This window comes from Arthrobacter sp. ZGTC212 (genome assembly GCF_002929255.1).
Taxonomy (GTDB): domain Bacteria; phylum Actinomycetota; class Actinomycetes; order Actinomycetales; family Micrococcaceae; genus Arthrobacter_B; species Arthrobacter_B sunyaminii.
In genome coordinates this window covers 915,043-941,779 of record NZ_PJIJ01000001.1, presented here as the reverse complement: position 1 = coordinate 941,779, position 26,737 = coordinate 915,043, and the positions used below count along the sequence as shown (strand labels likewise).

Sequence of the window (26,737 nt, the reverse complement as noted above, 5' to 3'; positions counted from 1 at the left end):
CCAGGGGCAGCAAAGCCAGCACCGCGATGCTCCCCCACTGAGCAACCGGTACCAGCTGCCCCAGTCCCACACTGCCGAACCGGTCCTGCAACACCGTCCGCACCACCTGCTGAACGGCCACCGAAACAGCCACCGCAACAAACACCCCGTGCACGCTCAACTCAAGGTCCGCAACAACCAGCGCCGCCAACACCGTCAGCATCACCTGGGCTGCCAGCACGTACCGGCCCCGCACTTCCGCCCGCGCCCACCGCACGGCCATGAACCCGCAGTAAACCAAAGCCGCACCAGCAAGCAACTCATACCCGCGCAGCCCCAGCACCCCGGCACCAACCAGCGCAGCCGCAGCAAACCCGCCAGGGCCCACCCACTCCAACCAGGAACTCGCGGCGAAGAACCGCCGCAGCACCACCGACGTCAGCACATTCACGGCCAGCGCACCGAACACCACGCACACCGTGAGCACAGTCCCCGGATCCTCCACGAACCGCAGCCACACCGTCAGCACCGGCACCAGCCCGGCCGCGCCGCCCAGCACGGCATCCGCAAACCGAACCGGACGGCCGGAAACCATTCGTGCCGTTGCCGCTGCCTGCATAAAGAGAGTCATCCCGATGGCAATTCCCAGCAGCAGCACGTACGTGGACTTTTGGACCGGAACAGCAATGAGGAAGTAGGCCAGGGGCAGCAAAGCCAGCACCGCGATGCTCCCCCACTGAGCAACCGGTACCAGCTGCCCCAGTCCCACACTGCCGAACCGGTCCTGCAACACCGTCCGCACCACCTGCTGAACGGCCACCGAAACAGCCACCGCAACAAACACCCCGTGCACGCTCAACTCAAGGTCCGCAACAACCAGCGCCGCCAACACCGTCAGCATCACCTGGGCTGCCAGCACGTACCGGCCCCGCACTTCCGCCCGCGCCCACCGCACGGCCATGAACCCGCAGTAAACCAAAGCCGCACCAGCAAGCAACTCATACCCGCGCAGCCCCAGCACCCCGGCACCAACCAGCGCAGCCGCAGCAAACCCGCCAGGGCCCACCCACTCCAACCAGGAACTCGCGGCGAAGAACCGCCGCAGCACCACCGACGTCAGCACATTCACGGCCAGCGCACCGAACACCACGCACACCGTGAGCACAGTCCCCGGATCCTCCACGAACCGCAGCCACACCGTCAGCACCGGCACCAGCCCGGCCGCGCCGCCCAGCACGGCATCCGCAAACCGAACCGGACGGCCGGCGCCCAGCAGGTAAACGGACACCACCTGGTTCAGCAGTACGGCGGCAATAGACAGGGTCAGGGGCCAAGCCCACACAGTCTGCCCATCCAGACTGGCACTTTCCATTCCCGCCACGGACAGGACAGGCACCAGGCCGGTAGCGGCGCACCGCGCGCCGACGATAAAGTCCTGGCGCTGCACGCCGGCCGAGGAGACAGCGCGCAGGACCAGGAAGGCCACTACCAACACGCCCAGCAGGACGGCCGTCCACAGGGATCCGTCCCAAGGGTCAAAGAGCCGGGGAATAAAGCCGGGCAGTGCCGCCGCTGCAACCGTTGCGGCGGGAACAAAAGGAACCTTCCAAGCTGCAACCATGAACGCGATCAGTACCAGCACGGACGTGGCGGTGAACGTGGCCAAGCTCCCGCTGCCGCCTTCGAAGGATGCTGCGATTCCTGCAGCAACTGCGGCAGCGGCTTGTAGGCACAGCAGGAGAACCAGATCGACGCCGAAGAATCGTTTTCCGCCAACGGCAACATAGTGACGGCGCCACGCCGCCAGTCCCGCCGTTTGGAGCGCCAGGAGCAGGGAAAGGACAAGGAGCGCGGTTCCAAGATCATCGCCAACCTCGTAGGACAGCACTGTCAGTCCTGCCGTGGCCGAGATCCGGAAACCGTAGCTGTTGATCAGGCGTTCCCGCCGCGGGCTCTGCAGGAACAGAACGGCGTAGTAACAGGCGAACGACAGGAACAGGATGGAGAACTGCCATCCTCCCAGCTCTGCGGCTGTTAGGACCGCCACGGCTGCCGTGGCGGGAACCAGGAAGCGGTGGGAGCGGACAAAGGCGTCCAGCTACAGGTTGTTCAGCCACGCCGGACGGCGCATGGCCACCAGGGAGATCGCCGTCGCCAACAGGACAGTGAAGAGAAAGTACCAGACAATTCCGGAGCGCAGGGCGGCGCCTGAGGCCAGCGCTGTCGAGAGCAGGAAGGTTATGGATAGATAGGCAACAACCCTGCTGTCCAGCTTTGCAGCTGCATAGCCAAACGCCATGGTTCCGACAAGCGAGGTGGCCAGCCAGGCCAGGGGCGCATCGCGGAGCACAAAGTTGTTCAAAGCCAGGCCCACCACAGGGATGAGAGCCAAACCGGTTCCGGTAAAGGCCACCCCGGCTGGCCGCAGCCGCCGGCTTCGCGCATGCACAGCCAGCCCGCCGGCGTAAAACATGCCGGAAACAATGCTCACGCCCGCAAACCGTGCGGTCTGCGATATTGCCAAGCCGATGAAGAGTGAGGCGGCGGCAACCAGCAGGAGGCAGGCAGCGTACAGGGTGATGTTGATGTTGCGCAGGTCCCTGCGGTGTTTGCGGGCTTCCTCTTCCGCCTTCAGAGCCGCAAGTTGCTTGGGACCGGGAGTCACGGCCGTAGGAGGCGCAGGCCGGGCGGGAGTGGACAGGGACGGAACCGGTCCGGCCCGGAGTGCCTCGGGCGGCGGACCGTCCAGGCGGGGAGTTTCCGGCGGTTTGGCAGTCTCGGGTGGTTTGGCAGTCTCCGATGGCCTGGCAGTCTCGGGTGGCCTGGGAATTTCCAGGACGGGCTGCCGCAGGGCAGTATCGCTGTCGGCCCCGTGCGCCGCAGAAGCGATGGTGTAGCCGGCCCGGTAACCTTCGTTGAAAGCCTTGCTGAGAGCCTCTGACGCCACGGGCGCCGTCTGTGCCTGTGCCTGTGCCTGTGCCTGTGCCTGCACAGCAGGTTCCGAAGCCTGCGAGCCGTGGCCGCGGCAGAACCAGCCTATGGCGAAGCCGATGCCCATGAGCACCAGGACCGCCCCAACTACTATCTCCATTGCCCGTCAACCCCCATTAAGCGATGCAAATCTGCTTCACATCATAGAGGCGTTGTCTTTGGCTTCAGGACAGAGTGCACGGATGGGGATAACTCCCCTGCCTGCCGGCCCACCCCGGTTAAAGCAAGATGTCCCCGCTGCGTGAGCAGCGGGGACATCTTTTCAGTTCGTATCCTTACCCGGAGGCAGGATCCTCACCGTGGATTCAGCAAGTAAGGAAATTACTTGATGATCTTGGTGACACGGCCTGAACCAACGGTGCGGCCGCCTTCGCGGATAGCGAAGCCGAGGCCTTCTTCCATGGCGATGGGCTGGATGAGCTCAACGGTCATCTCAGTGTTGTCGCCGGGCATAACCATTTCCGTGCCCTCGGGCAGGGTGATAACGCCGGTTACGTCCGTGGTGCGGAAGTAGAACTGCGGGCGGTAGTTCGAGTAGAACGGGTTGTGGCGTCCGCCTTCATCCTTGGACAGGATGTAGACGTTGGCCTCGAAGTCGGTGTGCGGGGTGATGGAACCCGGCTTCACGACAACCTGGCCGCGCTCTACGTCTTCGCGCTTGATGCCGCGGAGCAGGAGACCACAGTTCTCGCCTGCCCATGCTTCGTCAAGCTGCTTGTGGAACATCTCGATACCGGTAACCGTGGTCTTCTGGACCGGACGGATGCCGACGATCTCGACCTCGGAGTTGATGGCAAGGGTACCGCGCTCGGCGCGGCCCGTGACAACGGTTCCACGACCGGTAATCGTGAAGACGTCCTCGATCGGCATCAGGAACGGCTTGTCCTTGTCGCGGATCGGGTCCGGCACGTTGTTGTCAACGGCTTCCATGAGCTCTTCGACGGAAGCAACCCACTTCGGGTCGCCTTCCAGAGCCTTGAGGCCGGAGACGCGAACGACGGGAGCGTTGTCGCCGTCGAATTCCTGGGAGCTCAGCAGTTCGCGAACTTCCATTTCAACGAGGTCCAGCAGTTCCTCATCGTCGACCATGTCGGACTTGTTCAGTGCGACCAGCAGGTAGGGAACGCCAACCTGGCGGGCCAGCAGAACGTGCTCGCGGGTCTGGGCCATCGGACCGTCGGTAGCGGCAACCACGAGGATTGCGCCGTCCATCTGAGCTGCACCAGTGATCATGTTCTTGATGTAGTCAGCGTGACCGGGGGCGTCTACGTGTGCGTAGTGGCGCTTCTCGGTCTGGTACTCGATGTGCGAGATGTTGATGGTGATACCGCGCTGGCGCTCTTCAGGTGCAGAGTCGATAGCAGCGAAATCGCGCTTTTCATTCAGATCAGGGTACTTGTCAGCAAGCACCTTCGAAATGGCAGCGGTCAACGTCGTCTTTCCATGGTCAACGTGACCAATGGTGCCGATGTTGACGTGCGGCTTAGTCCGCTCGAACTTTGCCTTCGCCACGGGTTCCTCCTAGAAAGGTTGAAGACTCAATCTCCAACAGCGCTTCTCGCTGCTGAAACTGATGTAAGTCTACTGGGGGCTGTTTATTTGATGAAATTGCCGTATATCCGCAGCAGCCTGGCGAGGCCGCTCAGTCTGGCTATGCAGCGGGCTTCCGGCCTGGGCCTTGGCCCGCTGCACACAGCTGGTGTTCCGAAGTTGCCCCCGGAACACCAACCAGGGTTTTATTCGCCGCGCGTCTTCTGGATGATCTCGTCGGCTACTGCCTTCGGGACCTCCGCGTAGCTGTTGAACGACATGGAGTACACGGCGCGTCCCTGCGTCTTTGAACGCAGGTCGCCGATGTAGCCGAACATGCCGGACAGCGGTACGTGAGCACGGATGACCTTTACGCCTGCGGCGTCTTCCATGGACTGCATCTGGCCGCGGCGGGAGTTGATGTCACCGATAACTTCACCCATGTATTCCTCAGGGGTGCGGACTTCAACATCCATCAGCGGTTCGAGCAGTACAGGGTTCGCCAGGCGGGCGGCTTCCTTGAAAGCCTGTCGTCCGGCGATCTTGAACGCCATTTCCGAGGAGTCAACGTCGTGGTAGGCGCCGTCAAGCAGGCTTGCCTTGACACCGACCACGGGGTAACCGGCGAGCACACCTTCGGTGAGCGCGCTCTGGATACCCTGGTCAACGCTGGGGATGTATTCGCGGGGAATACGGCCACCGGTGACCTTATTGTCGAACTCGTAGAACACGCCTTCCGACGTGTCCATCGGCTCGATCGCGATCTGGACCTTTGCGAACTGGCCCGAACCACCGGTCTGCTTCTTGTGCGTGTAGTCATGCTTGGCCACAGCGCGCTTGATGGTTTCGCGGTAGGCAACCTGGGGCTTGCCCACGTTTGCCTCGACGCGGAATTCGCGGCGCATGCGGTCAACCAGGATGTCCAGGTGCAGCTCGCCCATACCGGCGATGATCGTCTGGTTGGTGTCTTCGTCGAGGGAGACCTGGAAGGTCGGATCCTCTTCGGAGAGCTTCTGGATGGCCGTGGAGAGCTTCTCCTGGTCACCCTTGGTCTTCGGCTCGATGGCCACGGAAATCACGGGCTCCGGGAAGCTCATGGATTCCAGCACGATCGGGTTCTGAAGGTCGCACAGGGTGTCACCCGTGGTGGTGTCCTTCAGGCCAATCGCAGCGTAGATGTGACCGGTGGTGATCTCTTCGACCGGGTTTTCCTTGTTGGCGTGCATCTGGAAGAGCTTTCCGATGCGCTCCTTCTTCTGCTTGGTCGCATTCATGACCTGGGCGCCGGAAGCAGCGTGACCGGAGTACACGCGGATGTACGTCAGGCGGCCGAAGAACGGGTGCGTGACAACCTTGAACGCCAGGGCCGAGAACGGAGCGTTGGCATCAGCGGCGCGTTCGAGGATGACCTCTTCGTCGCGGATGTCGTGGCCCTTGATGTTCGGGACGTCCAGCGGGTTCGGCAGGTAGGCGACGACGGCGTCAAGCATCGGCTGTACGCCGCGGTTCTTGAACGCGGAACCGCACAGCACCGGGTAAACCAGCGAGTTGATGGTCAGGTGGCGGATGCCGACCTTGATTTCCTCGGTGGTGAATTCTTCACCTTCGAGGTACTTGTTCATCAGTTCGTCGCTGGCTTCGGCAACGGTCTCGATGAGCGCGGCGCGGTACTCTTCAGCCTTTTCGGCCAGATCGGCCGGGATGGGCTCGACCTCGTACTTGGCACCCATGGTGACGTCACCCTTGGAGTCGCCGCGCCACGTCAGTGCACGCATCTCGACCAGGTCAACGACGCCTTCAAACTCGCTCTCGGCACCGATGGGCAGCTGGATAACCAGCGGCTTCGCGCCGAGGCGGTTGATGATCGTGTCCACAGTGAAGTAGAAGTCAGCGCCGAGCTTGTCCATCTTGTTGACGAAGCAGATGCGCGGAACGTTGTACTTGTCAGCCTGGCGCCAAACAGTCTCGGACTGCGGCTCCACGCCTTCCTTGCCGTCGAAAACGGCTACAGCGCCGTCGAGCACGCGCAGGGACCGCTCAACCTCGACCGTGAAGTCAACGTGACCCGGGGTGTCGATGATGTTGATCTGGTTGTTGTCCCAGTAGCACGTGGTAGCTGCGGAGGTAATGGTGATACCCCGCTCCTGCTCCTGTGCCATCCAGTCCATGGTGGACGCACCGTCGTGGGTCTCACCAATCTTGTGGTTGACACCGGTGTAGAACAGGATGCGCTCGGTGGTGGTGGTCTTGCCGGCATCAATGTGGGCCATGATGCCGATGTTGCGGACCTTGTTCAGGTCGGTAAGCACGTCAAGTGCCACGGTTTCTCCCTTAGTTGGTTTTTGCCGGTTCGACTGCGTTTATCTGCTTCGGGCCCCGCACCCCGCCGTAAGCGGAATGCAGGGCCTTGAAGGAGTGGCCGCCGTCGGCCTGGCTTATTACCAGCGGTAGTGTGCGAAGGCCTTGTTGGATTCAGCCATCTTGTGGGTGTCTTCGCGGCGCTTGACTGCTGCACCAAGACCGTTGGAAGCATCCAGGATCTCGTTGCGCAGACGCTCGGTCATGGTCTTTTCGCGGCGGGCCTTGGAGTAGCCAACCAGCCAGCGCAGGGCCAGTGCAGTTGCACGGCCCGGCTTGACCTCAACCGGAACCTGGTAGGTGGCGCCGCCGACGCGGCGGGACTTGACCTCAAGGCTGGGCTTGATGTTGTCCATGGCCTTCTTCAGGGCTGCAACGGGGTCTCCCCCGGTCTTCTCCTGAGCGCCTGCGAGTGCACCGTAAACAATGCGCTCAGCGGTGGACTTCTTGCCGTCGACGAGAACCTTGTTGATCAGCTGAGTGACCAGCGGGGAGCCGTAGACGGGATCCAGTACGAGCGGCCGCTTGGGGGCCGGACCCTTGCGGGGCATATTACTTCTTCTCCATCTTCGCGCCGTAACGGCTGCGAGCCTGCTTGCGGTTCTTGACACCCTGGGTGTCGAGTGCGCCGCGAACGATCTTGTAACGAACACCGGGCAGGTCCTTCACACGACCACCGCGAACGAGGACGATGGAGTGTTCCTGCAGGTTGTGACCAACACCGGGGATGTAGGCGGTCACTTCAATGCCACCGTTCAGGCGCACGCGGGCAACCTTACGCAGTGCAGAGTTCGGCTTCTTCGGGGTGGTGGTGTAAACGCGGGTGCAGACACCACGGCGCATCGGGCTGCCCTGGAGGGCAGGAGCCTTGGTCTTGGAGACCTTGGGTGACCGGCCCTTGCGGACCAGCTGCTGAATCGTAGGCACTTTCGTGTTCTCCGTTTTTTCTCGAGATAAGTTCTCTTGGTTGCTCCGCCCCGCTGTCAGCTGTTGGAACAGCCGAGGCGACGCGCTTTAAGTCGTCGTTTCCGCAATGCCCCGAGAAGCTCCGATAGTCTCGCCGAAAGCGACCGTAGGCGTGCAAAAGTGTGGCATTCGTTGCACAGGAACCCTGCAACCCGGAAACAGGCCCGCTACGATAAGCGTCCTTCATCCACTGCCACACAAACAATTGATTATTAGTCTAACAGACTTAAGCTTCCCCGCCTGACGATGCGGCAAGAATCACATCCTGAGGCTAGCTCCCGGCAACCAGCGCGGCGGTAATCTTCGCCGCAGTCTGCTGCAGGTGCGGCAAGACCTCCGCAACAGCTTCCTCCAGAGTACTCCCGCCTGTCCCCAACGATGCCTGCATGGAGGTATTGATGGCTGCAATCACATCCCCGCCCGGCCCTCGGACCGGGACGGCAACGGAGCGCAGCCCCGCTTCGAGCTCCTGGTCCACGACGGCCCAGCCGGCTTCCCTCACCCTGGTTATCTCTTCCCGGAGGTCCGTGACGGAGGTGAGGGTCCGTTCCGTCAGCGGCTGGGGCTGGACCTGAGCCAGGTACTGCTCCAGCTCCCCGTCCGGCAGGCCGGCCAGCAGGACCCGCCCCATGGAGGTGGCATAGGCGGGGAACCGGGTACCGACGGCGATGCCAACGCGCATCAGCCTCCGGGTATGGATTCGGGCGACGTAGACAATGTCCTGGCCATCAAGGATGGACGCGGACGTGGACTCCGAGATGGTGCGGGAGAGGTCTTCCAGCAGGGGCTGCGCCAACTGCGGCAGGGTCTGGCCCGAGAGGTAGGAATATCCCAGGCCCAGCACCTGGGCGGTCAGCTCAAAATTGCGGCCGTCAGTGCGCATGTACCCCAAATCCACGAGGGTCAGCAGGAACCGCCGGGCGGTGGCACGGGTCAGCCCGGTCCGGCGGGAAACCTCGCTCAGGGTCATGCTGACGTGGTCTGCATCGAAGGACCGGATCACGCTTAGGCCGCGCGCCAGCGACTGGACGTGCTGGCCGCTTGCGGCGGAGGTCTCGCTCATTTCTCCCTCGTGGATAACGGTGCCGGCCTTAGGTGCCGGCCGGATCGCGGATCAGCGGAACATCCATCACGGCGGCAAGCTCCTCGAAGCTGATGCCGTGGGTTTCCCGCACGTGCACGCCGTCCTCCTTCAGCAGGAAGACCGCTTCATTAGTGTAGACGCGGGTCACGCAGCCCACTCCCGTCAGGGGGTAGGTGCACTGGCGGACGAGTTTGCTCAGGCCTTCCCGGGTGAACAGGGACATCATGACGTAGACATCCTTGGCTCCGGTTGCCAGGTCCATGGCTCCGCCCACGGCTGGAATGGCGTCGGCGGCGCCGGTGTGCCAGTTGGCCAGGTCTCCTGAAGCTGAAACCTGGAAAGCGCCAAGCACGCAGACGTCCAGGTGACCGCCGCGCATGATGGCGAAGGAATCGGCGTGATGGAAGTACGCCGCTCCCGGCAGCTCGGTGACCGGGATCTTTCCGGCGTTGATCAGGTCGCCGTCGATCTGGCTGCCCTGCGCTTGGGGCCCCATTCCCAGCATTCCGTTTTCGGTGTGCAGGGTAATCTTCTGCTCCGGCACCAGGTAGTTCGACACCAGGGTGGGCTGGCCGATCCCGAGGTTGACGTAGGAACCGGGTGCGATGTCCCGCGCCACCAGTTCCGCTAGCTGGAACTTGTCCAGGCGGTCCCCGGTTTCCGTCCCGCCTGCTGTGCCTTCTGCTCTCGTGCCTTCAGTTGAAATGTTCATGCTGCTGCCGGCTCCTTTTCCTCTGCCACGCGCACCAGCGTGTTCACGTAAATACCCGGTGTGACGACGTGCTCCGGATCCAGGTCCCCCGGGTCCACGACGTCGCGGACCTGGACAATGGCGTTCGTCGCCGCTGCGGCCATGATGGGACCGAAGTTCCGGGCGGTCTTGCGGTAGACGAGGTTCCCTGCCCGGTCGGCACGCAGTGCCTTGACCAGCGCAAAGTCCGCCGAGAGCGGGGATTCGAAAACGTAGCCCCGGCCGTCGATGATCCGGGTCTCCTTGCCCTCAGCGAGCATCGTTCCGTACCCGGTGGGCGTGAAGAAGCCGCCGATGCCCGCCCCGGCGGCCCGGATCCGCTCGGCAAGGTTGCCCTGCGGCACCAGCTCGAGTTCGATCTCCCCGGCCCGGAACTTCGCGTCGAAAATCTGGGAGTCGGACTGCCGCGGGAAAGAGCAGATGATTTTCTTCACCCTGCCGGCACCAATGAGCGCTGCCAGGCCGTGTTCACCGTTGCCGGCGTTGTTATTCACCACTGTCAGGTCCGAGGCTCCCTGCCGGAGCAGCGCCTCGATCAGTTCCACGGGCTGTCCGGCCTTGCCGAAGCCGCCGATCATGACGGTTGCCCCGTCGGTGATGGACGCAACAGCTTCGTCGACGTCCTGCACGATGTTGAGCACAGTTTCCCCTAGTTCGCGGTGGTTGTTGAGTTTTCGAGCACTACGGCCAGTCCCTGGCCGACGCCGATGCAGATCGCCGCGACGCCCCACTGCTCGCCGGAGGCTTGGAGCCGGCGAGCCAGCGTTCCCAGGATGCGGGTGCCTGAGGCACCAAGCGGGTGTCCGATGGCCACCGCACCTCCCCACGCATTGACGATGTCCGGGTCGATGTCCCAGGCATCGAGGCATGCCAGGGACTGGGCGGCGAAGGCTTCATTGAGCTCGACGGCGCCCACGTCACCCCAGCTGATCCCGGCACGCTTAAGGGCGAGATTAGCGGCTTCGACCGGCGCGTAGCCGAAGTACTGCGGTTCGTTTGCGGCGGCGCCGCGCCCGGCAATGCGGGCCAGCGGGGGCAGCCCGAGAAGACGCTCGGCTGCCTCGCTTCCCAGCCAGGCGGCCGAGGCACCGTCATTCAGCGGCGAGGCGTTGCCGGCGGTCACAGTGCCGCCCGAGGCGTCGTCTCCGGCGGGGCGGAACACGGTGGCGAGGGTGGACAGTTTCTCCACCGTCGAACCGGCACGGATGGATTCATCCCGGTCCAGGGCAACACCGTCGACGGCGACGGTCAGGTTGGCGTAGTTGCCTTCGTCCCAGGCCTTGGCGGCCAGCACATGGGACTTTGCCGCAAACTCGTCCTGGCGGTCCCGGGTGATGTTGTACTTTTCGCGCAGCTGCTCGGTCGCTTCGCCCAGCGACACGGTCCATTCCGCGGGCATGGCGGGGTTCACGAGCCGCCAGCCCAGCGTGGTGGAGGCAAGCGTCTGGTTCCCTGCGGGATAGGCCTTCTCGTTTTTCGGGAGTACCCAGGGCGCACGGCTCATGGACTCCACGCCGCCGACGAGCATTAGGTCAGCTTCCCCGGTGTTGATCTGCCGGGACGCGATGATCGCGGCATCAAGGGAAGAGCCGCAGAGCCGGTTCACGGTGGTTCCCGGGACCGACGTGGGCAGGGAAGCCAGCAGTGACGACATCCTGGCGACGTTGCGGTTCTCCTCGCCTGCGCCGTTGGCGTTGCCGAAGACCACTTCGTCCACGGCCGCGGGATCCAGGTCAGGTGCGCGGTCCACTGCCGCACGGATGACCCGTGCTCCCAGGTCATCCGGCCGCACTCCGGCCAGCGCACCGCCGAACTTGCCGAACGGCGTGCGGACTGCGTCGTAGATGTACGCCTGATTCATCGCTTCTCCAGCCCGTCGAGTTCTGCGAAAACCTGTTGCGCCGTCTTGAATGCCGAATTGGCAGCCGGAACGCCGCAGTAGATGGCCGACTGCAGAATGATTTCCTTGATTTCGGCCCGGGTCAGCCCGTTGGTCAGCGCTGAGCGGACGTGCATGGCGAACTCCTCCGTGTGCCCGTGGGCAATCAGTGCGGTGAGCGTGATCGCGCTGCGCATGGTCCGGGGCAGTCCGGGCCGGGTCCAGATGCTCCCCCACGCATACTTGGTGATGAGCTCCTGGAAGTCCTCGGTGAATTCGTCCTTGGCGGCGTTCGCGCGGTCCACGTGGGCAGCACCGAGCACCTCGCGGCGGACGGCCATCCCCTCGTCGTAGACGTCCTGCTGGGTCTTGTCTGCATCCTCAATCATGGAACCTACAGTCCTTCCTGATATGCGGCACCAAAGAAGTTGCGCAGCAGGTGAGCGGTTTCTTCCGGCTTTTCGGCCGGAAGCAGATGGGCGGCGCCGCCGACGGCGGCACTGGTGCCGTTGGGCGTGCGCTCGGCAACGTACTCGGCGAACGACGGCGGGGTGACCGCGTCCTGCTCGCCCGCCAGCGCAAGCAGGGGAAGGGTGATGTCGCCGAGCCTGCCGCGGACGTCGAATTCGGCCAGAGCCTCACAGCAAAACGCATAAGAGAACCGGTCTGCGTCCTGGAGGGAATGCAAAAGGGCAGCGGAGGCGGCCGGTTCACGGTCGATAAAGCCGGGGGCAAACCAGCGCTCAGCGGAGCCGGCCAGGACTGCGGGAGTGCCCTGGTTCCGGACCGTATCGGCGCGCTCTGCCCAGCCTTCGGCGTCGCCGATTTTTGCGCCGGAGCACAGAATCGCCAGTCCCTCGAATTCCTGGGAATGGTCCAGCCCCAGCTGCAGTCCCACGGCCCCGCCCAGGGACACTCCGGCGTAGTACACGCTCTGCTGCGCTGTGATGTCGCCGCCGGCACGTGCTGCGGCAACCAGGGCCGCAACACTGTCGGACAGGTCGGCCACGCTGAACGGCTCGGCGGCTGCGGGGCTGAGGCCGTGTCCGGGAAGGTCCCAGGCGATCACGATGAAGGTCTTCAGCACGGCGGCGGCCGGGGACCACAGCGCCGCGGCGGAGGTCCCCAGCGACGGGCCGGCGATGAGGACGGGAGCATTCGCGCCGGCGGCGCTGAGGAGGCTGGCTTTGAGGACGGGCTGGCTCACCTGGAGCTCCTTACGGGATAGGCGGCAAGAATGCGGTCAATCAGGGCGGAGGCCTCGCCCACGTAGTTGGCGGGATCCAGCTGGGCGGCAAGCTCGGCATCGCTCAGCACATCGGCGGATACTGACTCGCGCAGCATTTCGCCCAGAGAGCTCCCCATGGTCTGGGCGGCGGTGACCAGCTCCTGAAGGCGGGCCTTGCCGCTGCCGGGTCCGCCGTCGTCGTCCAGCAGCGGGGCAACCGTGGCCATCAACCGTTCGCTGACCACCAGCGGTCCGGCGGTGAGCAGGTTGTCCCGAAGCACTGCGGTGTTTACGGTGAGCCCTTCGGTGAGTTCAGCGAGTTTCTCCGCAGCGCCCGAGGCCAGCCGCAGCAGGGAGCGCAGTGCCTGCCACTCGGTGTGCCAGGAGCCGCCGGGGCGCTCGTCGTCCGCAGCTCCGGCCGCGGTCTGGAGCGCCGCCCCGCAGCCCGGACCGGCCAGCGCGGCGCTGCGGATGAGCACGGACAGCACCGGGTTCCGCTTCTGCGGCATGGCCGAGGATCCCCCGCGGCCAGCCGCCCGCGGCTCGGAGACCTCCGCTACCTCGGGCCTGCTCATCAGCAGGACGTCATTGGCGATCTTGCCGGCGGCAGACAGCAGGTCCTGCAGGGCAGCACCCACTGCAGTGACGGGCAGCCGGTTTCCCTGCCAGGGTGCGGCCGGCGCTGCCAGTCCCAGCCGGAGTGCCAGTTCGTCGGCAAGCTCCAGAGGCGTTGCCGCTGATCCGCTGGCATCCACGACGGTGCGCAGGGCCGCAAGCGTGCCCGAGCCGCCGCCCCATTGCAGGGGCAGACGGGCTGCTGTTGTTTCGAGCGCTTCCGCCGCCTGCCCGATCCCGTGCAGCCACTGGGCGGCGCGGAGACCGAAGGTGGAGGGCAGTGAATGCTGGGTGAGGGTCCGGGCCACGCAGAGGGTATGCCGGTGCTCGACGGCGAGACCGGCCAGGGCAGACATGGTCCGCCGGGTATCGGAGGCAATGCCTGCCAGCGTGTCCGCGGAGACCAGCATCAGTGCCGTGTCCAGGATGTCCTGGCTGGTGGCGGCAGTGTGCACAGCTTCGGCGGCAGCGGGTGAAATATCGCGCACTTTGGCGCGCAGGTCAGCCAGGAGGGGAATCACCGGGTTGCCTCCCCCGGCGGACCGGGCTGCCAGGGACGCCGGGTCGTAGAGGTCGGCAAGGAAGGCGGGGGCGGCCTCGTCGGGCAACTGCGGTGCAATGACGCCCGCGCCGGCCAGGACGCGCAGCCATTGGAGTTCGACGTCCAGCAGTTTCTGAACAATCCGGCGGTCACCAGTCCGGCCCGCACCGGTGGTGCCTGCCCACACCGGGGACAACAGCCCGTAGTCTGCGGTGTCCGCTGCGCTTACTGATCCGGTCATCGGTTAGGCTCCGGGGAAGGACAGGAAAACGGTTTCATCCCGGCCCTGCAGGCTGATGTTCCAGCGCAGACCGCCGTCCGCCTCACGGGTGGCGATCAGGGTCCGGCGGCGTTCCTCGGGCAGCGAGGAGAGCAGGGCATCCCGGGCCAGGGCCTCTTCGTCGTCCGGCAGGTACATCCGGGTGTGCAGCTTGTTCAGCAGGCCGCGGGCAAAAATGACGAAGGAAATGAAGGGTGCCGCTCCTTCTTCCGCGGGACCGGGGTTGACCGTGGTGAAGGTGTAGTTGCCGGCATTGTCGACTGCGGTGCGGCCCCAGCCGGTAAAGGTGTAACCGTCGCGGACCAGGGATCCGGTCCGCTGCGGGATATTGCCGTCGGCGTCCGCCTGCCAGATTTCCAGCAGGGCGTCAGGGATGGGATCCCCGGCGCCGTCGGTCACGGTACCCTGCAGCCGGACGCTCCCGGGCACGCCCGGGGACAGCAGCTGGTTGTCCTTCTCGAAGGGGAGGGCATAGCCGTAGAACGGGCCGATGGTCTGGCCCGGCGTGGCTGTCAGCTTCTGTTCGCTCATTACTCTGCGTCCTCTTCTTCCATCCAGGTGCGGTTGCTGCCGGTGAGCACGATGTCCCAGTTGTAGCCGGTGGCCCACTCGTGCGAGGTGAGGTTGTGGTCGTACGCGGCCACGAGGCGGTCCCGTGCTTTCTGGTCGGTGATCGACTGGTAGATCGGGTCCAGGGCGAACAGCGGATCCCCGGGAAAATACATCTGGGTGATCATGCGCTGGGTGAAGTCGGTGCCGAAGAGCGAGAAGTGGATGTGCGCTGGCCGCCAGGCGTTGTAGTGGTTCTTCCACGGGTACGGTCCGGGCTTGATGGTGGTGAACTCGTAGAAGCCGTCCTCAGTAGTGAGGCAGCGGCCGACGCCGGTGAAGTTGGGGTCGATCGGCGCCGGGTGCTGGTCCCGCTTGTGGATGTAGCGTCCCGCCGAGTTCGCCTGCCAGATTTCCACCAGCTGGTTACGGACCGGATGCCCGTCGCCGTCGAGGATGCGTCCGCGGACAATGATCCGCTCCCCCAGCGGTTCGCCGTTGTGCTGGATCGTCAGGTCACTTTCCAGGGCGTGGACATCCTGGTGGCCGAAGGCCGGGGACCACAGCTCAATGGTTTCGGGGTCCGCGTGGTGCGGATCCTTGGTGGGGTGGCGCAGAAGGGAGCTGCGGTACGGCTGGAAGTCCACGCGGGGCTGGGTCTCCTCCGTACCGCCGTCGTCCACCGTTTTGCGGTAGGCGGCATGGATCGAATCAATCTCCGCGGAAATCTGGTCCTGCGAGGCTTCCGCAGCATCCAGCCGTTCGATCACATGGCTGTCCTGGAACAGGCCTTCTTCCATTTCCATGGTTCTCCCTTGTCGATGTTTCCCCTCCGCCCGTACCGCTGCCAAGCATCTTGAGGATGGGACCACCCTACGTCAATGTTCACTTTGTGTACAGATGTTCACTATGCGAACTTTCTATTTCGAGATTGTCGCCGGCCAGCCCGTGTAGGCCTCCGCTAGGTAGGCGCTGCCGTGCCGGGAGGCAACGACGCCGGCCAACTCCCCCAGCGCACGCTTGCGTTCAAAGGGGCTGGCATCGGCCCTGGTATGCAGCATGGAAGTCATCCAGTAAGAGAAATTCTGGGCCCGCCAAACCCGTGCCAGTGCGCGCTCACTGTATCCGTCCAACAGGTTTGTTTTTCCGGTGGCATACAACGATTCAACGGCTTCAGACAGAACCTGGACGTCGGCCAGGGCAAGGTTGAGCCCCTTGGCTCCCGTGGGCGGCACGGTGTGTCCTGCGTCGCCGGCAAGGAACATCTTCCCGTAGCGCAGCGGCTCGCAAACATAGCTGCGGAACTTCAACAGCGTCTTTTCAAAGATCGGGCCCCGTTTGAGCTCAAAGCCGTCGGGGCCGTCCACCCGCCGCTGGAGCTCCTCCCAAATCTGCTCCTCGGACCAATCGTCGGGGTTCTCCTCAGGGTCGGCTTGAAAGTACATCCGCTGGATAGTCTGGGTGCGCTGGCTGATCAGCGCGAAGCCCCGGCCGGAGTTGGTGTAGATCAATTCAGGTGCACTCGGCGGTGCCTCTGTAAGGATCCCGAACCAGGCAAAGGGGTACTCAATGAAATTCTCCCTGCGCTGTCCGGCCGGGATGGCCCGCCGGCAAATGCCCTGCGAACCGTCCGCGCCCACCAGGATGTCGCAGTGGACCTCGAAAGCGGCACCCTCCGCGTCGGTGAACCGGATTTTGGGCGTATCGGAGGAAAGGTCAAGAACCTCAGTGTCGGAGACCGCCCACCGCACGTCCCCGCCGTCGCGCTCCCTGGCAGCAGCCAGGTCCACGAACACTTCATTCTGCGGATAGAGCCAAACGGACTCCCCCACCAGATCCTGGAAATCTATCCGGTGGCTGACGCCGCCGAAGCGAAGGTCAATACCGTCGTGGCGGTGCCCGTCAGTGAGGACCCTGTTGCTGACACCGCCCTCGGTGAGCATCCGCACCGACCCGTGCTCCAGGATTCCGGCACGGTGCGTGGTGCGGATGGTGTGATAATCCCGTTTCTCCACCACAATGCTCTCAATGCCGGCTTGAGCCAGCAGATGCGAGAGCATCAGTCCGGCAGGACCGGCGCCCACGATGCCGACCCGGGCCTTGAGAATGGTGCGTGCTGCGCCCATGCAGTACTCCTTGGAAAGCTGCCTGTCGGCCATTCCCAGAGTCTGGCACAAACGCGAAAGGTCCCGCACCAAACGGTGCGGGACCTTTCCTTACTGCGGCATGCCGTGTGGCGGGCCGCAGCGTTTCAGGTTAGCGGAAGTCGCTGCCCATGTCGTAGTCATCCAGCGGGATGGCATGGAACTCGGGGCTCAGGCCGCCGTCCACTCCGGCGTAGTCGAAGTCACTGAAGGCGCTCGGGCCGGTGAACAGGTTGGCCTTTGCTTCTTCGGTCGGCTCGACAGTGACCTCGGTGTAACGGGGAAGGCCCGTTCCGGCCGGGATCAGCTTACCGATGATGACGTTTTCCTTGAGGCCGAGCAGCGGATCGCTCTTGCCTTCCATGGCCGCCTGCGTCAGGACGCGGGTGGTTTCCTGGAAGGAAGCAGCGGACAGCCAGGACTCGGTGGCCAGCGACGCCTTGGTGATACCCATGAGCTCGGGACGGCCGGAGGCCGGCTTCTTGCCCTCGGATACCACGCGGCGGTTCTCGTTCTCGAAGCGGCGGCGCTCGGCCAGCTCACCCGGGAGCAGATCCGAATCGCCGGACTCGATCACGGTCACGCGGCGCAGCATCTGGCGGACGATGACTTCCACGTGCTTGTCGTGGATGCCTACACCCTGGCTGCGGTACACGCGCTGGACTTCGTCCACCAGGAATTCCTGTGCCTTGCGCGGGCCGAGGATACGGAGGATCTGCTTGGGATCCACCGCACCGAAGACCAGCTGCTGGCCAACCTCAACGTGGTCGCCGTCGGCAACCAGCAGGCGGGCACGGCGCAGGACCGGGTACGCGATTTCCTCGGAGCCGTCATCGGGAGTGACAACCAGACGCATCTGGCGGTCGGTCTCTTCGATGGTGACCCGACCCGCGGTCTCGGAGATCGGAGCAACACCCTTAGGTGTGCGTGCTTCGAAGAGCTCCTGGATACGGGGCAGACCCTGGGTGATATCTTCCGCGGAAGCAACACCACCGGTGTGGAAGGTACGCATGGTCAGCTGGGTGCCCGGCTCACCAATGGACTGTGCGGCGATGATGCCGACGGCCTCGCCGATGTCCACGGTCTTACCCGTGGCCAGGGAGCGGCCGTAGCACAGTGCACAGGTACCGACGGCGGACTCACAGGTGAGTACGGAGCGGACCTTAATGTTGGTAACTCCGGCTTCGAACAGCTTCGCGATGAGGACGTCGCCCACATCGTCGCCGCCCTTGGCCAGGACATTGCCCTGGGGGTCGACGACGTCGGTGGCCAGCGTACGGGCGTACGCCGAGTTCTCGACCTCTTCGTGCAGCTGCAGTTCACCGTTGGAGTCCGGCACTGCGATGGTGACATTCAGGCCGCGCTCGGTGCCGCAGTCTTCCTCGCGGACAATGACGTCCTGGGAGACGTCCACCAGACGACGGGTCAGGTAACCCGAGTTGGCGGTACGCAGAGCGGTATCGGCAAGACCCTTACGGGCACCGTGGGTGGCGATGAAGTATTCCAGCACCGACAGGCCCTCGCGGTACGAGGACTTGATCGGGCGGGGAATGATCTCACCCTTAGGGTTGGCCACCAGACCACGGATACCGGCAATCTGGCGAACCTGCAGCCAGTTACCACGGGCACCGGAAGACACCATGCGGTTGATGTTGTTTTCCTTGGGCATGTTCGCACGCATGGCCGCAGCAACTTCGTTCGTTGCCTTGTTCCAAATGTCGATGAGCTCCTGACGGCGCTCGTCTTCTGCGATCAGGCCCTTGCCGTACTGGCTTTCAACCTTGGCAGCCTGTGCTTCGTAAACCTCCATGATGGCCGGCTTGTCGATCGGCGCGGAGATGTCCGAGATGGCAACGGTGACGCCCGAGCGGGTGGCCCAGTAGAAACCGGCGTCCTTCAGGTTATCCAGCGTTGCCGCCGTCATCACCTTCGGGTAGCGCTCTGCCAGGTCGTTCACGATCGTGGACAGCTGGCCCTTGTCTGCAACCTTCTCAACCCACGGGTAATCCGCCGGCAGGGTCTGGTTGAAGATGACCTGGCCCAGGGAGGTCTGGATGAGGGCAGGAGTGCCTTCTTCCCAGCCTTCCGGAGCCGGACGGTCGGCGGAGGGCACAAAGCCTTCCAGACGCATGCTGACCTGAGCGTTCAGGTCCAGCTCACCGAGGTCGTACGCCATCAGGGCTTCGGACGGTGTCGTGAAGAACCGGCCCTCGCCTGCTGCGCCTTCCTTCTTGGTGGTGAGGTGGTGCAGGCCGATGATCATATCCTGCGAAGGCAGGGTTACCGGGCGGCCGTCCGAGGGCTTCAGGATGTTGTTCGAGGACAGCATCAGGATGCGTGCCTCGGCCTGGGCCTCCGGGCTCAGCGGCAGGTGAACTGCCATCTGGTCACCGTCGAAGTCAGCGTTGAACGCGCCACAGACGAGCGGGTGCAGCTGAAGCGCCTTGCCTTCAACGAGCTGCGGCTCGAATGCCTGGATACCCAGGCGGTGCAGGGTGGGTGCACGGTTGAGCAGCACCGGGTGTTCGGTGATGATCTCTTCCAGCACGTCCCAGACCTGCGGGCGGAAACGCTCGACCATGCGCTTGGCGCTCTTGATGTTCTGTGCGTGGTTGAGGTCAACCAGGCGCTTCATCACGAACGGCTTGAAGAGCTCCAGGGCCATCTGCTTGGGCAGACCGCACTGGTGCAGCTTCAGCTGCGGACCAACAACAATGACGGAACGGCCGGAGTAGTCAACGCGCTTACCCAGAAGGTTCTGGCGGAAACGACCCTGCTTGCCCTTGAGCATGTCGGAGAGCGACTTCAGCGGGCGGTTGCCCGGTCCGGTGACCGGACGGCCGCGGCGGCCGTTGTCGAACAGGGAGTCAACAGCTTCCTGGAGCATGCGCTTTTCGTTGTTCACGATGATCTCGGGGGCACCGAGATCCAGCAGGCGCTTCAGGCGGTTGTTGCGGTTGATCACGCGGCGGTACAGGTCGTTGAGGTCGGACGTCGCGAAACGGCCGCCGTCGAGCTGAACCATCGGGCGCAGTTCCGGCGGGATGACCGGGACAGCGTCCAGGACCATGCCCAGCGGGCTGTTGGTGGTGGTCAGGAATGCGTTGACAACCTTCAGGCGCTTCAGGGCACGCGTCTTGCGCTGGCCCTTGCCGTTCTGGATGATGTCGCGCAGCAGCTCGGACTCAGCCTGCATGTCGAAGTCCATCAGGCGCTGCTTGATGGCTTCGGCACCCATGGAGCCCTCGAAGTACAGGCCGTAGCGGTCCCGAAGTTCCCGGTAGAGGCCTTCGTCGCCCTCGAGGTCGCCGACCTTGAGGTTCTTGAAGCGGTCCCAGACCTGCTCGAGGCGCTCGATGTTGTTGTCGGCGTCGCGGCGGACCTTGGCCATCTGGCGGTCGGCGGAGTCGCGGGCCTTCTTCTTGTCGGCTGCCTTTGCGCCTTCGCCCTCGAGGCGGGCAATCTCGCCTTCGAGGTCCTTGGCGATGGCCGCGATGTCGGAGTCGCGCTGGTCGACGAGGTGCTTGCGCTCCAGGTCGTGCTCAGCCTGCAGGTTCGGAAGTTCCGCGTGGCGGTTTTCTTCGTCGACCGAGGTGATCATGTAGGCGGCGAAGTAGATGACCTTTTCAAGGTCCTTCGGCGCCAGGTCCAGCAGGTAGCCCAGGCGGGAGGGGACACCCTTGAAGTACCAGATGTGGGTTACCGGAGCGGCGAGCTCAATGTGGCCCATGCGCTCGCGGCGCACCTTGGCACGGGTGACCTCGACGCCGCAGCGCTCACAGATGATGCCCTTGAAGCGAACTCGCTTGTACTTACCGCAGTAGCATTCCCAGTCGCGGGAAGGACCGAAGATCTTTTCGCAGAAAAGACCGTCCTTCTCCGGCTTCAGGGTTCGGTAGTTGATGGTTTCCGGCTTCTTGACCTCGCCGTAAGACCAACCGCGGATTTCATCCGCGGTGGCAAGGCCGATTCGCATAAGGCCGAACGTGGAATCGTTGGACATGGGTCCCTGTTCTCTCTTGTTCTCTAAATCTGAATGTCTCGGGTACGGGAAGGGGCTGCCGGAGGCCGGCCCGCTGATGCGGGCCGGCCGGCTCGGCTAAACCTCTTCTACGGAGCTGGGCTCTGCGCGGGACAGATCGATACCCAGTTCTTCCGCGGCCCGGAAGACTTCTTCATCCGAGTCACGCATTTCAATCGTGTTGCCCTCGGTGGAGAGTACTTCCACATTCAGGCAGAGCGACTGCATTTCCTTGATGAGCACCTTGAAGGACTCGGGAACACCCGGCTCCGGGATGTTCTCGCCCTTGACGATGGCTTCGTAGACCTTCACGCGGCCATGGATGTCATCGGACTTGATCGTCAGCAGCTCCTGCAGCGTGTAGGCGGCGCCGTACGCTTCCAGGGCCCAAACTTCCATTTCACCGAAGCGCTGGCCACCGAACTGTGCCTTACCACCCAGCGGCTGCTGCGTGATCATGGAGTACGGACCGGTGGAGCGTGCGTGGATCTTGTCATCAACAAGGTGGTGCAGCTTCAGGATGTACATGTAACCCACGGAGATGGGCTCCGGGAACGGCTGGCCGGAGCGGCCGTCGTACATGCGGGCCTTACCGGAGGCGCCGATCAGGCGGTTGCCGTCACGGGTCACGTTGGTGGAATCGAGCAGGCCGGTGATTTCATCTTCACTGGCGCCGTCGAACACCGGGGTGGCGACCGTGGTGGGGCCGGATTCGCGCGGCAGTTCCGGCAGGTTCTTGACCCAGTCGGGGTTGCCGTCGATCTTCCAGCCCTGCTTGGCAGCCCAGCCGAGGTGGATTTCCAGGACCTGGCCGACGTTCATTCGACCCGGAACACCCAGCGGGTTCAGGACGATGTCAACGGGGGTTCCGTCTTCCATGAACGGCATGTCCTCGATCGGAAGGATCTTGGAAATGACGCCCTTGTTGCCGTGGCGGCCGGCCAGCTTGTCGCCGTCCGTGATCTTGCGCTTGTGCGCCACGTAGACGCGCACCAGCTGGTTCACGCCCGGGGGCAGCTCGTCGTCGTTGTCGCGGTCGAAGATGCGGACACCGATGACCGTTCCGGACTCGCCGTGGGGCACCTTCAGGGAAGTGTCGCGGACTTCGCGGCTCTTCTCGCCGAAGATGGCGCGCAGCAGACGCTCTTCCGGGGTCAGTTCCGTTTCACCCTTGGGGGTGACGCGGCCAACCAGGATGTCGCCGGCTTCAACCTCGGCACCAATGTGGATGATGCCGCGCTCGTCCAGCTGGGAGAGCACTTCCTCGGACACGTTCGGGATGTCACGGGTGATTTCCTCGGCACCAAGCTTGGTGTCGCGGGCATCAACTTCGTGCTCCTCGATGTGGATGGAAGTCAGGACATCGTCGGAGACCATGCGCTGCGAGAGGATGATGGCATCTTCGTAGTTGTGGCCTTCCCATGACATGAATGCCACGAGCAGGTTCTTACCCAGAGCCAGTTCACCCTGGTCCGTGGAGGGACCGTCGGCGATGATGCTGTTGACCTCGACGCGTGCGCCTTCGGAAACCAGTACCCGCTGGTTGTACGCGTTGCCTTGGTTGGAGCGTGCGAACTTCATGATCGGGTAGTTGGACTCGGTGCCGTCGTCGTTCATGACGGTAACGAGCTCAGCGGAGACCTCGGTGACAACACCGGGCTTGACGGCGGTAACAGAGTCACCGGCGTCAACGGCGGCGTACTTCTCCATGCCGGTACCCACAACGGGGCGCTCGGAACGGAGCAGCGGGACAGCCTGGCGCTGCATGTTCGCACCCATGAGGGCGCGGTTGGCGTCATCGTGTTCCAGGAACGGAATCAGGGCCGTAGCCACCGACACCATCTGGCGCGGGGAGACGTCCATGTACTCGACGCCTTCGGGCTCAACGAGAACGGGCTCGCCGGAACCGCCGCGGGCACGGACGAGGACCAGGTCCTCGGCGAAGTGCTGGTCTTCGCGCAGCGGAGCGTTTGCCTGGGCAATGGTGCGCTCAACTTCGTCGTCAGCGGTCAGGTAATCAACCTGGTCGGTGACAACGCCGTCGATGACCTTGCGGTACGGGGTCTCGATGAAGCCGAACGCGTTGATCCGGGCGTAGGACGCCAGCGAACCGATCAGACCAATGTTCGGGCCTTCAGGGGTTTCGATGGGGCACATGCGGCCGTAGTGCGAGGGGTGGACGTCTCGGACTTCCATGCCTGCGCGGTCACGGGACAGACCACCCGGGCCCAGCGCGGACAGGCGGCGCTTGTGCGTCAGTCCGGCGAGCGGGTTGTTCTGGTCCATGAACTGCGAGAGCTGGGAGGTTCCGAAGAACTCCTTGATCGCTGCCACGACGGGGCGGATGTTGATCAGCGTCTGGGGCGTGATGGCCTCGACGTCCTGAGTGGTCATGCGCTCACGGACAACGCGCTCCATGCGGGACAGGCCCGTGCGGATCTGGTTCTCGATGAGTTCACCGACGGCGCGGATACGGCGGTTGCCGAAGTGGTCGATGTCATCGACCTCGACGCGGATGTCAACATCCTCGCCGTTGCGCTTGCCCGGGACGGTCTTCTCGCCGGCGTGCAGCGCCACCAGGAACTTGATCATGGCGACGATGTCGTCGTTGTTCAGGACCGAGGCGTCAGAATCCGTCAGCGGCTTGTCGATGCCCAGCTTGCGGTTGATCTTGTAGCGGCCAACCTTGGCCAGGTCATAGCGCTTCGGGTTGAAGTACAGGTTGTCCAGCAGGGTCTGGGCAGCCTCGACCGTGGGCGGCTCGCCCGGACGGAGCTTGCGGTAGATGTCCAGCAGGGCATCTTCGCGGGTTTCCGTGGGGTCCTTCTCCAGGGTGGCACGGATGGAGTCGTACTCGCCGAAGGTTTCCAGGATCTGGCCTTCGGTCCAGCCCAGTGCCTTCAGCAGCACGGTGACGGACTGCTTGCGCTTGCGGTCCAGGCGGACGCCCACCTGGTCGCGCTTGTCGATTTCCAGTTCGAACCATGCACCGCGGGAAGGAATGATCTTCGCGGTGTAGATGTCCTTGTCACTGGTCTTGTCAGCGGTGCGCTCGAAGTAGGCACCCGGGGAACGGACCAGCTGGGAAACCACGACACGCTCGGTGCCGTTGATGACGAACGTTCCCTTGTCTGTCATGAGGGGGAAGTCGCCCATGAACACAGTCTGCTGCTTGATTTCGCCCGTGTTGTTGTTCATGAATTCGGCTTTAACGTACAGAGGGGCCGAGTACGTGGCGTCCCGGTCCTTGCACTCAGCCATGGTGTACTTCGGGTCGGCAAACTCCGGCTCCGAGAAGCTCAGGGACATGGTGCCCTGGAAATCCTCGATCGGGGAAATTTCCTCGAAGATGTCGGCCAGGCCGGAGGTGGTGGCAATGCCCTGTTCCCCGGTCTGCTTGGCCTCTTCTACGCGCGCTTTCCAGCGCTCGTTGCCGACAAGCCAGTCAAAGCTGTCGGTCTGCAGGGCAAGAAGATTGGGAACGTCAAGCGGTTCGTGAATCTTTGCGAATGAAATCCGGGGAGCGATGTTCTCCGGGATGTTAGCGGTTGCATTATTAGAGGTGCTCGAGGCGACCAAGAGGGATCCTTCCACAGACCTTCAGGCGTGTTTCGCGCCTCCTTCTCTGCACAGAGCGGACCTGGTCCGCGTGCGTCCTTGCATCCGGCCGGGCGCGCAAAACGCTGCCTGGCACAGGACGGAGCCCACCGCTATATGAAGGCTGAAGGTTAAGAGAGGGAAGCAAATATCTACTATAGGGCATTATGGGCAGACAAGTCTACCCGGTCCCTGAAACCCTGCGTGGCTCAACCCGCCGGGCAAGGCTGGAATCGTGTTCCAGCCGGCCGCTTTACGGGGAGCTACAGGCAACACCGGCGCACCGCTGACGCATCGGATACAGATACCTTACCGCACGCAGCCCCAATTGTGCGCGCCGGTGCCCGGCCGCCCGCCGAGGGCGGTGTGACTCTTCTCTCCCCGCACCCGTGTCTTGGCGTACCCTTGTTCCAGCGTGGTCCGCATCACCGGGCTCACAGCAGATTCGACGACGAAAGAGACTATTCCGCCATGAGCAACCGTCCAGACCAAGATGCAGCAGCCATGACCGAAGTGGTCATCGTCGGTGGTGCACGCACCCCGCAGGGACGACTGAACGGCCAGCTTGCCTCTTTTAGCGCCGTGGAGCTCGGCGCCTTCGCCATTGCGGGTGCTTTGGAGCAGGCCCGTGTGCCGGCCGCCGATGTGCAGGCCGTCATCATGGGTCATGTGGTCCAGGCCGGCTGCGGACAGAACCCGGCCCGCCAGTCCTCCATCAAGGCCGGCATTGGCTGGGATGTCCCCACTGTCACGATCAACAAGGTTTGCCTGTCCGGACTGGCCTCCGTGGTTGACGCCGCCCGCCTGATCCGCGGCGGTGAAGCCACGGTGGTGGTGGCCGGGGGCCAGGAATCCATGACAAACGGGCCGCACCTGCTGCCCGGGTCCCGCCAGGGTTGGAACTACGGCAACATCAGTGCCCTGGATTCCGTCGGCCATGACGGGCTGACGGACGCTTTCGACCATGACTCCATGGGCATCTCCACCGAGCGCGGCAACACCAAGCTGGCCATCAAACGGCTGGAGCAGGACGAAGTGGCCGCCGCTTCACACCGTCGGGCCGCCGCCGCCATGGCATCCGGGGTGTTCGAAACCGAGATTGTGCCCGTCACTGTTCCGCAGCGCCGGGGCGAGCCGCTCATCCTTACCTCCGACGAAGGCGTGCGTCCCGCTACGACCATCGAAACACTGGCCGGCCTCCGTCCTGCCTTTGATCCCGAAGGCACCATCACGGCAGGCAACTCGTCGCCGCTTTCCGACGGCGCCGCCGCGCTGATTCTCACCACACGCGCCTACGCGGAAGAGAGCGGTCTCGACGTCCTGGCGGTGGTGGGTGCCCCGGGGCAGGTGGCCGGTCCCGACAACAGCCTGCATTCACAGCCCTCCAACGCCATCTTTGCCGCCCTAAACCGGGCCGGCTGGACCCCCGCGGACCTGGATTTCATCGAGATCAATGAAGCCTTTGGTGCTGTGGCCGTCCAGTCCCTGAATGAACTGGGAATGGATTTGGACCAGTGCAATCTGTACGGCGGTGCCATCGCCCTGGGTCACCCGATCGGAGCTTCGGGTGCCCGGCTGGCCCTTACCGCAGCCTTCGAGCTGCAGCGGCGCGGCACCGGCAAAGCTGCGGTTGCCCTGTGCGGCGGCGGCGGTCAGGGTGAAGCACTGCTGCTGTTCCGCGACGAGGCCTGACTAGCCCGTTCTCCCGCCGGCCCGGGGCTCCGTCCGCGCACCGGACAGCACCAGGCTGCGGGGACCGCACCTAAACAGAAAGACCCCGTCCCAAGGGACGGGGTCTTTCTGTCTGCGCGGCGTCAAGCCGCGAAGGGAAAAACTACTACTTGACGGTAACCGTGGCGCCGGCAGCCTCGAGGGCTTCCTTTGCCTTCTCTGCGGCTTCCTTCGTAGCGCCTTCCAGGACAGCCTTCGGGGCGCTGTCGACAACGTCCTTGGCTTCCTTCAGGCCCAGGGAAGTCAGGGCACGAACTTCCTTGATGACTGCGATCTTCTTGTCGCCTGCAGCTTCGAGGATGACGTCGAATTCAGTCTTCTCGTCTTCGGCCTCGGCAGCACCGGCGGCGGGACCGGCAACTGCAACAGCAGCAGCGGTAACGTCGAAGGTCTCTTCGAAGAGCTTCACGAAGTCGGAGAGCTCGATGATGGACAGTTCCTTGAAGGCTTCAATGAGCTCTTCGTTGGTCAGCTTCGCCATGGTGTGGCGTCC

Annotated in this window: 19 protein-coding genes and 1 pseudogene; 1 reads left to right on the top strand and 19 read right to left on the bottom strand. The window is 63.7% G+C overall.

The genetic code is table 11. The features are described 5' to 3' along the window. From CXQ89_RS18295 to rpoB, 18 genes and pseudogenes are all read right to left on the bottom strand, one after another. Nucleotides 1-2,026: pseudogene (locus CXQ89_RS18295) on the bottom strand (hypothetical protein); the annotation flags it as partial. A 51-nt stretch (nucleotides 2,027-2,077) separates the two neighbouring features. Then, the gene (locus tag CXQ89_RS04590; protein WP_146067197.1) at nucleotides 2,078-3,070 is read right to left on the bottom strand and encodes a hypothetical protein; all 993 of its coding nucleotides are present in this window, start codon (nucleotides 3,068-3,070) and stop codon (nucleotides 2,078-2,080) included. A gap of 221 nt (nucleotides 3,071-3,291) precedes the next feature. Then, entirely contained in the window at nucleotides 3,292-4,482 is a 1,191-nt protein-coding gene (gene tuf / locus CXQ89_RS04585) for an elongation factor Tu (protein ID WP_104052739.1), read from the bottom strand. A gap of 224 nt (nucleotides 4,483-4,706) precedes the next feature. Further along, nucleotides 4,707-6,821, bottom strand: a complete 2,115-nt coding sequence (gene fusA, locus CXQ89_RS04580; RefSeq protein WP_104160433.1) for an elongation factor G — start codon at nucleotides 6,819-6,821, stop codon at nucleotides 4,707-4,709. A 117-nt stretch (nucleotides 6,822-6,938) separates the two neighbouring features. Then, nucleotides 6,939-7,409, bottom strand: coding sequence for a 30S ribosomal protein S7 (rpsG, locus tag CXQ89_RS04575; RefSeq protein WP_104052741.1), 471 nt, complete (start codon nucleotides 7,407-7,409; stop codon nucleotides 6,939-6,941). Between the two features lies 1 nt (nucleotide 7,410). Beyond that, nucleotides 7,411-7,785 carry a 30S ribosomal protein S12 gene (rpsL, locus tag CXQ89_RS04570; RefSeq protein ID WP_104052742.1) on the bottom strand — a complete coding sequence of 125 codons (375 nt, stop codon included), beginning with the start codon at nucleotides 7,783-7,785 and terminating at the stop codon, nucleotides 7,411-7,413. 310 nt (nucleotides 7,786-8,095) lie between these two features. Beyond that, entirely contained in the window at nucleotides 8,096-8,887 is a 792-nt protein-coding gene (locus CXQ89_RS04565; protein WP_104160432.1) for an IclR family transcriptional regulator C-terminal domain-containing protein, read from the bottom strand. Nucleotides 8,888-8,915: 28 nt separating this feature from the next. Further along, nucleotides 8,916-9,620, bottom strand: a complete 705-nt coding sequence (locus tag CXQ89_RS04560; RefSeq protein WP_104160431.1) for a 3-oxoacid CoA-transferase subunit B — start codon at nucleotides 9,618-9,620, stop codon at nucleotides 8,916-8,918. Then, entirely contained in the window at nucleotides 9,617-10,300 is a 684-nt protein-coding gene (locus CXQ89_RS04555; RefSeq protein WP_104052745.1) for a 3-oxoacid CoA-transferase subunit A, read from the bottom strand. Before CXQ89_RS04555 ends, CXQ89_RS04560 begins: the two co-directional genes overlap by 4 nt. Nucleotides 10,301-10,308: 8 nt before the next feature. Then, the gene (locus CXQ89_RS04550; protein ID WP_104160430.1) at nucleotides 10,309-11,520 is read right to left on the bottom strand and encodes a thiolase family protein; all 1,212 of its coding nucleotides are present in this window, start codon (nucleotides 11,518-11,520) and stop codon (nucleotides 10,309-10,311) included. Next, on the bottom strand, nucleotides 11,517-11,927 hold the full coding sequence (pcaC, locus tag CXQ89_RS04545; RefSeq protein WP_104101603.1) for a 4-carboxymuconolactone decarboxylase: 411 nt from the start codon (nucleotides 11,925-11,927) through the stop codon (nucleotides 11,517-11,519). Before pcaC ends, CXQ89_RS04550 begins: the two co-directional genes overlap by 4 nt. A gap of 5 nt (nucleotides 11,928-11,932) precedes the next feature. Continuing rightward, nucleotides 11,933-12,745, bottom strand: coding sequence for an alpha/beta fold hydrolase (locus tag CXQ89_RS04540; RefSeq protein WP_104160429.1), 813 nt, complete (start codon nucleotides 12,743-12,745; stop codon nucleotides 11,933-11,935). Further along, nucleotides 12,742-14,163 (bottom strand): lyase family protein, encoded by a 1,422-nt coding sequence (locus CXQ89_RS04535; protein WP_104160428.1) that lies wholly within the window; start codon nucleotides 14,161-14,163, stop codon nucleotides 12,742-12,744. The genes CXQ89_RS04540 and CXQ89_RS04535 overlap by 4 nt, the downstream gene beginning before the upstream one ends. 3 nt (nucleotides 14,164-14,166) lie before the next feature. Then, complete coding sequence (gene pcaG, locus CXQ89_RS04530; RefSeq protein WP_104160427.1) at nucleotides 14,167-14,733, bottom strand: protocatechuate 3,4-dioxygenase subunit alpha; 567 nt, start codon at nucleotides 14,731-14,733, stop codon at nucleotides 14,167-14,169. Then, nucleotides 14,733-15,551, bottom strand: a complete 819-nt coding sequence (pcaH, locus tag CXQ89_RS04525) for a protocatechuate 3,4-dioxygenase subunit beta (RefSeq protein WP_104160696.1) — start codon at nucleotides 15,549-15,551, stop codon at nucleotides 14,733-14,735. Before pcaH ends, pcaG begins: the two co-directional genes overlap by 1 nt. Before the next feature lie 120 nt (nucleotides 15,552-15,671). Beyond that, nucleotides 15,672-16,910: a 4-hydroxybenzoate 3-monooxygenase gene (locus CXQ89_RS04520; protein WP_258059861.1), complete on the bottom strand. Its 1,239-nt coding sequence runs from the start codon at nucleotides 16,908-16,910 to the stop codon at nucleotides 15,672-15,674. A gap of 97 nt (nucleotides 16,911-17,007) precedes the next feature. Beyond that, a complete protein-coding gene (locus tag CXQ89_RS04515; RefSeq protein ID WP_104160425.1) occupies nucleotides 17,008-20,898 on the bottom strand; it encodes a DNA-directed RNA polymerase subunit beta' in 3,891 nt (1,296 codons plus the stop codon). A gap of 96 nt (nucleotides 20,899-20,994) precedes the next feature. After that, on the bottom strand, nucleotides 20,995-24,495 hold the full coding sequence (gene rpoB / locus CXQ89_RS04510) for a DNA-directed RNA polymerase subunit beta (RefSeq protein WP_104053681.1): 3,501 nt from the start codon (nucleotides 24,493-24,495) through the stop codon (nucleotides 20,995-20,997). A gap of 489 nt (nucleotides 24,496-24,984) precedes the next feature. Here rpoB and CXQ89_RS04505 point away from each other — a divergent pair, with 489 nt between their 5' ends. Further along, nucleotides 24,985-26,205: an acetyl-CoA C-acetyltransferase gene (locus CXQ89_RS04505; RefSeq protein ID WP_104160424.1), complete on the top strand. Its 1,221-nt coding sequence runs from the start codon at nucleotides 24,985-24,987 to the stop codon at nucleotides 26,203-26,205. Nucleotides 26,206-26,350: 145 nt separating this feature from the next. Here CXQ89_RS04505 and rplL read toward each other — a convergent pair whose 3' ends face one another. Continuing rightward, on the bottom strand, nucleotides 26,351-26,725 hold the full coding sequence (gene rplL / locus CXQ89_RS04500; RefSeq protein ID WP_104052754.1) for a 50S ribosomal protein L7/L12: 375 nt from the start codon (nucleotides 26,723-26,725) through the stop codon (nucleotides 26,351-26,353). Nucleotides 26,726-26,737 lie beyond the last annotated feature (12 nt).